Genomic DNA, 7520 nt, shown 5'->3' on the forward strand with positions numbered 1-7520 from the left:
GAAGGGGGGTTGCTGGGGAAGGTGTTGCCCCGGAGTTTGTTATCCGGCCAGGCGGCCGACCGCCGCGGCGACCGCGTCGGCCGTCACCTCCAGCGCCTTCACGCTGATGTTCCGCAACGTGTCGCACGGCTGGTGGTAGCACGTGTCGAGTGGCCGGCCCGCCGTACCGCCGAACAGACCGGCCTCCTTCTCCGTCTTCTTCTCCTCGCCGCCGGTGAACAGCCCGCCGGAGGCGATCCCGGCCGCGACGAACGGCCCGTAGTCCGAGCGGCCCGTCAGGTCCGCCGCGCGGAACGGCAGCCGGCGCTCGCGGAAGAACCGCTGGAAGGCCCGCTCCACCCGGGCCGACCCCTTCGGCCCCGCGCCCGCGCCGGTCCGCTCGGAGTCGTCGCTGTCGAGGATCGAGAACGTGTAGTTGGGCGAGGCGATCATGTCGAGGTTCAGGTACGCCGCGATCCGCCCGCGCTCGGCCGGAGACAGGCTCCGCACATAGTGGCCGGACCCGAGCAGGCCCACCTCCTCCGCGCCCCACCACGCGAACCGCACCGGCCGCCGGAGCGGCGTCCGGGCCGCCCGCAACGCGATCTCCAGGGTCGCCGCGCTGCCCGAGCCGTTGTCGTTGATGCCGGGCCCGTCGAGCGTCGAGTCGAGGTGCGCCCCGACCATCACCGCCTTGCCCACGCCCCGCGTCTCTGCCAGCACGTTGTGCGTGATGCGCTGCTCGCTCACGGTCTTCGTCACGACCCTGACCGTCTTCAGCCTGCCCACCTGCGCGCCGGCCTCCGGCGGCACCCCCACGACCGGGATCGGCTGCGGCGCCCCCGCGCTGCCCGAGAAGGAACCCTTCTGGTCGACCACGATCAGCGCCCTGGCCCCCGCGGCGGCCGCGTTGCCCGCCTTCACCTCGAACATGCACGTGCCCCGCCGCACCACCGCGATCCGCCCGGCGCGAAAGCCCTTGAAGTCACGGGCCGCGCACCCCTCGCCCGCGGCCTGCGGCGCAGCGGTCACGTCCCCGGTCCCCGAGTACCTCAGCGTGCTCACGCCCGAGAGGGTCCGCCCGCCGCCCTCCACCACCGCCGGAGCCAGTTCCCGATAGAAATCGAAGGCGAACGGCTGAAGCCGCACGGTGTAACCCGCGTCACGTAGCCGCGCGGCCACATAGGCTGCAGATGCGTCGTATCCGGGCGTGCCGGCTGCCCGGGTGCCCCCGTGTGCGTCAGCGATGGCTTGGAAGGCCTGGAGATGTCCTAGTACGTTGTCCACCTTGACCGCATCTACGAGCGGTTCGCCCGGCGCGGCTAGGGCCAGGATCAGCATCGTATGAGTGATCATGGCCTGAGGATGCCAACGTTGGCCGCGAATCGGGGTTAGACGCGTCGTCGCTGGGCGAGTCCTTACCCTGGGCGTTGCTTCAGCAGACGATCGGAGAAACTAGAGGCCAAAGATCGTACGGTCTGGCCCGGAAGGTACAGAATCGCGTTCGGTGGCGGAAATCAGAGAACGGGACGACACGGCGGACCTCTCGCAGAGGAACCCGGCCGTGGTTGAGCCGCGCGAGGAAACAGCGGCCGGCGACAAGGACGCGGACGTCTACGTCGTCGAACCGCTCCTGCCCCAACGCCTGCGCCGCCCCTCCGACCTGCTGCGCTTCCTCGCCGCCCTGCTCGCGCTCGCCGCCGTCGTCCTGCTGTCGCTGGTCGCCAAGCAGACGCTGAACGGCCTGGCCGGCGACGTCGCCGAGGGCGCCAACCTCGTGCCCAACCTGCTCAGCCGGGTCGCCGCCTTCCTCGGCGGCGGCGCGGTCCTCATCGTGCCGGTCGCCTTCGCGGTCGAGCGCGTCTTCCACCGCGACGGCCTGCGCGTGGCAGAAGGGCTCATCGCGGCGATCATCGGCCTGGTCGGCTCATTCCTCATCGGCGAGTGGGTCATGTCCTCCGACGCCGCCGGCGACCTGCGGCAACTGCTCACCGGCAACCGGCCGGGGGTGGAGCCGTTCAACACCCTGCTCACCTCGGTCGTCGCCTACAGCACCGCCGTACGCATCTCGCGAAGACCCACCTGGCGGGCGCTGATCTGGACGGTCATCGCGCTCGACGTGCTCTCGCTGTTCACCAGCAAGCAGCTCACGCTGCCCAGCGCCATGGTCACGATCGTGGCCGGCATGGCCATCGGCTACGGCACGCTGTACGGCGTCGGCAGCCCCAACACCAGACCCGCGGGCAGCGCCGTCATCGCCGCCCTGCGCAAGCTCTCCTTCCAGCCGGTCAGCGCCCGGCGCATCGCCGACGACCACCAGGGCAGCCGCCGCTACGCGGTCAAGCTCCACGACGGCACCAGCCTCGACGTCACCGTTCTCGACCGGGACCGGCAGGTGGCCGGCCTGCCGTACCGGCTGTGGCGGCGGATCAGGCTCAACTCCGAGACCAGGCGCAGGGCGATCAGGTCGCTGCGCGCCGAGCTCGAGCGCGAGGCGCTCATGGCCTACGCCGCCCAGGCGGCGGGGGCCTCGACCCCGCGCCTGCTCGGCACCAGCGAGGTCGGCACCGAAGCCGCGCTCCTCGCCTACGAGCACCTCAGCACCCGCCCCCTCGACGCGCTGCCCGACTCCGAGATCGACGACGACCTGCTCGCCCAGATCTGGGAGCAGCTCGAACTGCTGCGCCTGCAACGGCTCGCCCACCGGCGGCTGACCGGCGACAGCATCCACGTCGACACCGACGGCAGGGTCGTCCTGACCGACGCCAGGAGCGGCGAGATCGCCGCGGGCGACCTGCTGCTGCGGCTCGACGTCGTGCAGTTGCTCACCTACCTCGCACTGCGCGTCGGCGCCGAGCGCTCGGTCGCCTCGGCCGCCCGCGTGGTGGGCGAGGACGCGCTGGCCGGAGCGATGCCGCTGCTGCAGAAGATCGCGTTGACCCGGCAGACCAGGGCCGCGCTGGCCAAGGACAAGGGGCTGCTGCCGGCCATCAGGGAGCAGATCGAGGCGCTCAGGCCGCAGGCCAAGGTCGAGGAGATCCGGCTGGAGCGGTTCCGGCCGCGCACGCTGGTCACGATCATCGCCAGCACGCTGGCCGCGTACTTCCTGCTGTCGCAGCTCAGCCAGGTCAACCTCGTCACCGTCATCACCACCGCCAACTGGGCGTGGTCGCTGCTGGCGCTGGCCGCCTCGTTCGTCAGCTTCATCGCCGCCGCGCTCATGCTGCGCGGGTTCGTGCCGGAGTCGCTGCCGTTGTGGCGGACGGTGCTGGTGCAGTTCGCCTCGTCGTTCGTGAAGCTGGTCGCGCCGCCCGCGGTGGGCGCCGTCGCCATCAACACCCGCTATCTGCAGAAGCGCGGCATCCCGCCCGCCTCGGCGGTGGCCAGCGTGGGCGCCTCACAGCTCGTCATGCTGATCGCGCACATCAGCCTGCTACTGCTGTTCGCCTACATCACCGGCTCCAGCACGGCCACCTCGTTCACGCCCTCGCGCGGGCTCGTCCTGGTGATGCTGGCCGTCGCGGTGCTGATCGTCGCCGTGCTCGGCGTGCCGCCGCTGCGCAGGATGCTCACCAAGCGGCTGCGCTCGCTGTTCTCGAATGTGCTGCCGCGCCTGCTGGACGTGCTCCAGTCGCCGCGCAAGATGTTCGAGGGCTTCGCCGGGACCGTGATGATCACGATCGCGTTCGTGACCTGCCTCGACGCCTGCGTCTCCGCGTTCGGCGGGGACATCTCCTTCACCGCCGTCGCGGTGGTCTTCCTGACCGCCAACGCGATCGGCTCGGCCGCGCCCACACCGGGTGGTCTGGGCGCGGTCGAACTCGCGCTCGCGGGCGGCCTCACGGTGGCCGGCGTCGACAGCGCCGTGGCCACCTCGGCCGTCCTGCTCTACCGCCTGCTCACGTTCTGGCTGCCCGTCCTACCGGGATGGGCGGCCTTCACGTGGCTGCAGAAACATGAGGCCCTGTGATGGATCCCGGAGCGAAGCGAGGAATTCATCGCAGGGTGTGCCGAGCGAAGCTCGGCTAATCAGACCCCGTGAGCTTGTCGATCTGGGCCAGTTCGTCTTCGGTGAAGGCCGGGCCGTTCACGCAGGCCACGTTGTCCTCCAATTGCTTCACGCCGCTCGCGCCGATCAGCACGCTGGTGACGCGCGGGTCGCGCATCGCCCAGGACAGGGCCATCTGGGCGAGCGTCTGGCCGCGCTGCTGGGCGATGCCGTTGAGGCCGCGCGCCAGCTCACGGTCGCGCTCCGCCCGCTCGGCCGTCAGGAACCTGCTGGTCGCCGCCCGCGAGTCGGCCGGCACGTCCTTCAGGTAGCGGTCGGTCAGCAGCCCCTGCGCCAGCGGCGAGTAGACGATGCAGCCCATCCCCGCCTCCTCCAGCACGTCCAGCAGCCCCTCCTCGATCCGGCGGTTGATCATCGAGTAGGACGGCTGGTGGATCAGCAGCGGCGTGCCCAGCTCACGCATGATCCTGGCCGCCTGCGCCGTCTGCTCGGCCGAATAATTGGAGATGCCCGCGTACAGCGCCTTGCCGGACCGGACCGCGTGGTCCAGCGCCCCCATCGTCTCCTCGAACGGCGTCTGCGGATCGGGCCGATGGCTGTAGAAGACGTCCACGTAGTCGAGCCCCATGCGGCCCAGCGACTGGTCGAGGCTGGCCAGCACGTACTTGCGCGACCCCCACTCGCCATACGGGCCAGGCCACATGTCGTAACCGGCCTTCGTCGAGATGATCAGCTCGTCCCGGTACCGCGCGAAGTCCTGGGCGAAGATCGTGCCGAAGTTGCGCTCCGCCGAGCCGTACGGCACGCCGTAGTTGTTGGCCAGGTCGAAGTGCGTCACGCCCAGGTCGAAGGCCCGTCGCAGGATCGAGCGCGAGTTCTCCAGCGGACGGTCGTCGCCGAAGTTGTGCCACAGCCCCAGCGAGACCGCGGGCAGCCTGAGCCCGCTGCGCCCGCTCCGGTTGTACGGCATGCGGTCCTGATACCGGCTCTCGTCCGCCTGGTAGGTCATGCGGTGCCCCTTTCGATGATCCAGGAGAGCGCGAACGCCTCCTCGCGCCACGCGTCGTAACGTCCGCTGCGGCCGCCGTGCCCGGCGCCCATCTCCGTCTTCAGCAGGAACGGCCCGCCGTTCGCGATCGCCCGCAGCCTGGCGATCCACTTCGCGGGCTCGTGGTAGAGGACCCGCGTGTCGTTCAGGCTCGTGATCGCGAGAATCGGCGGGTACGGCCGGCCGTCCACGTTCTCGTAGGGCGTGTAACTCTTCATGTACGCGTAGACATCGGAGTTGTGCAGCGGATCGCCCCACTCGTCCCACTCAATCACGGTCAGCGGGAGCGACGGGTCGAGGATGGTGTTCAGCGCGTCCACGAACGGCACCTCGGCCACCACCCCCGCGAACTCCTCCGGAGCCAGGTTCGCCACCGCGCCCATCAGCAGGCCGCCGGCGGAGCCGCCCCTGGCGATCACCCGCTCGCTCCAGCCCGCCGCCTTCAGGTGCCGCGCGGCGGCCACGAAGTCGGTGAAGGTGTTCTTCTTGCGGGTCATCTTGCCCTCTTCGTACCAGCGGCGGCCCATCTCGCCGCCGCCGCGCACGTGCGCGATGGCAAAGACGAACCCGCGGTCGAGCAGGGACAGCCTCGCCACGGAGAAGCTCGGGTCGATCGAGGTCTCGTAGCTGCCGTAGCCGTACAGGACGGTGGGGGCGGGCTTGGCGGCGTCCTTGCGCTTCACGATCGAGATCGGGACGCGGGTGCCGTCCTCGGCCGTGGCCCACTCGCGGACCTGCTCGTAGTCGCCGGAGTCGTAGCCGCCGAGCACCGGGCGCTGCTTGAGCAGGATCAGCTCGTGCGTGGCCAGGTCGTAGTCGTACACGCTGGGCGGGGTGATCATGCTGGTGTAGGCCAGCCGGAGCCTGCCGGTGGAGAACTCGGGGTTGCCCGCCGGGCTGACGTCGTAGAGGGGCTCGGGGAAGTCGATCTCGTACGCGTCGGCGTCCTTGGGCAGGACGCGCAGGCCGGTGAGACCGTCGCGGCGGAAGTGCACCACGGCGTGGTTCTCGAAGGCGTCGATCTCCAGCAGACGGGTGTCCTCGCGGTGCCCGATCAGCGGCGTCCAGTCGCCGGGGGAGCCGAGCGGGGCGGTGGCGATCTCGAAGTTCTCCGCCGCCTTGTTGTGCAGCACGTAGAAGAAGTCGCCGGCGTGCTCGACGCCGTATTCGACGCCGGTCTCGCGGGGGCGTACGAGCTGGAACTCGCCGGACGGGTCGTCGGCGGCCAGGAGGCGCACCTCGCTGGTGATCTTGCTGCCGGCGCCCAGGACCAGGTAGCGCTCGCTGCGGGTCAGCCCGATGCCGACCCAGAACCGCTCGTCGGACTCCTCGTAGACCAGGACGTCGTCCTGGGTGCCGAGGGTGTGGCGGTAGACCTGGTACGGGCGCCAGGCGTCGTCGACCCGGGTGTAGAAGAACGTGGAGCCGTCGGCGGACCAGGCGCCGCCGTAGAAGATGTCCTCGATCTCGTCGGGGAGCGTCTCGCCGGTGGTCAGGTTCTTGAAGCGCAGGGTGAAGCGCTCTGCGCCCTTGTAGTCGGTGGAGTAGGCCAGCATCGTGCCGTCGGGGGAGACCGCGCTGGTGCCGACCGAGAAGAACGGGCTGTCGCCGGCCAGCTCGTTGCCGTCCAGCAGGATCTGTTCGTGGTCGAGGATCTTGCCGGGCTGGATCTCCGGCGGCTCGTCTCCGGTGGCGGGGACTCGGCAGGAGACGGCGTACTGCTTGCCCTCTTCCGTCCGGGTGAAGTACCACCACGCGCCCTTGCGACTGGGCACGGAAAGGTCGGTTTCCTGCGTCCTGCTCTTGATCTCTTGGAAGACCTGCTCCTGGAGGTCGGCCAGGTGAGCGGTCTCCTGTTTGAGATACGCGTTCTCGGCTTCCAGATAGGCGACCGTGTCGGGATCTTCCTTGTCGGTCAGCCACGCGTATTCGTCGATCACGGTGTCACCGTGATGGAGACGCTCAGTCGGGACCTTCTTCGCCGTCGGCGGCGTGTTCCTGCTCACGGGGGGAGTCTATGTTCGGCTGTGATCGTTCTGTGTTGCGGAACGTGTCCCGAGTGGTCTGGGGCGCTGCTAATCTTCTAAAGCCGACGCAGTGCGGCGCAACCAACCACCTCTCTCGGGTGGCTCTGGCGTGTGCTGGGTCGGTATCCCCTGGTGACGCGCTGGTTCCGGTGATCGATTTGCTAGTCGGTCGCGGAGCGAGTAAGTTAGAGGGGTTGCCCCGGAGACGGGGTGGTCGAAATTCCCGCAGGTCAGCCCGCGAGTGTCAATTTGACACCAAGCGGACCGGCTGAAAGAATTAAGACACAACGAAACACCGTTTCTTGAGAACTCAACAGTGTGTTAAAAGCCAGTGCATGAAGTTTCATGCAACACCTCGTCTGTATTGATGAGATTTGCTTGGTTCAAACATCTTATGGAGAGTTTGATCCTGGCTCAGGACGAACGCTGGCGGCGTGCTTAACACATGCAAGTCGAG

The 7520-nt window shown here is 68.9% G+C and carries 4 protein-coding genes and 1 rRNA gene; 2 read left to right on the forward strand and 3 right to left on the reverse strand.

The annotated features are described in order from the left end of the window. Positions 1-39: 39 nt before the first annotated feature. Complete coding sequence (locus ACIBEJ_RS47165) at positions 40-1128, reverse strand: M28 family peptidase (protein WP_397189543.1); 1089 nt, start codon at positions 1126-1128, stop codon at positions 40-42. A gap of 415 nt (positions 1129-1543) precedes the next feature. On the opposite strand from ACIBEJ_RS47165, the gene ACIBEJ_RS47170 reads away from it, so the two are divergent. Beyond that, a complete protein-coding gene (locus ACIBEJ_RS47170) occupies positions 1544-3949 on the forward strand; it encodes a flippase-like domain-containing protein (RefSeq protein WP_397189544.1) in 2406 nt (801 codons plus the stop codon). A gap of 55 nt (positions 3950-4004) precedes the next feature. Here the strand turns inward: ACIBEJ_RS47170 and mgrA are convergent, their stop codons facing one another. Both mgrA and ACIBEJ_RS47180 read right to left on the reverse strand, forming a co-directional pair. After that, complete coding sequence (gene mgrA, locus ACIBEJ_RS47175; protein WP_397189545.1) at positions 4005-4997, reverse strand: L-glyceraldehyde 3-phosphate reductase; 993 nt, start codon at positions 4995-4997, stop codon at positions 4005-4007. Continuing rightward, positions 4994-7042 (reverse strand): S9 family peptidase, encoded by a 2049-nt coding sequence (locus tag ACIBEJ_RS47180; protein WP_397189546.1) that lies wholly within the window; start codon positions 7040-7042, stop codon positions 4994-4996. Before ACIBEJ_RS47180 ends, mgrA begins: the two co-directional genes overlap by 4 nt. Before the next feature lie 412 nt (positions 7043-7454). Between ACIBEJ_RS47180 and ACIBEJ_RS47185 the strand changes: the two genes are divergently transcribed. Further along, a 16S ribosomal RNA gene (locus ACIBEJ_RS47185) occupies positions 7455-7520 on the forward strand; the annotation flags it as partial.

This window comes from Nonomuraea sp. NPDC050790, assembly GCF_044456745.1.
In the GTDB taxonomy this organism is placed as follows: domain Bacteria; phylum Actinomycetota; class Actinomycetes; order Streptosporangiales; family Streptosporangiaceae; genus Nonomuraea.

Coding starts and splice junctions, on each gene's coding strand:
- mgrA (WP_397189545.1), bottom strand. CDS start 4,997: ATGACCTACCAGGCGGACGAGAGCCGGTATCAGGACCGCATGCCGTAC.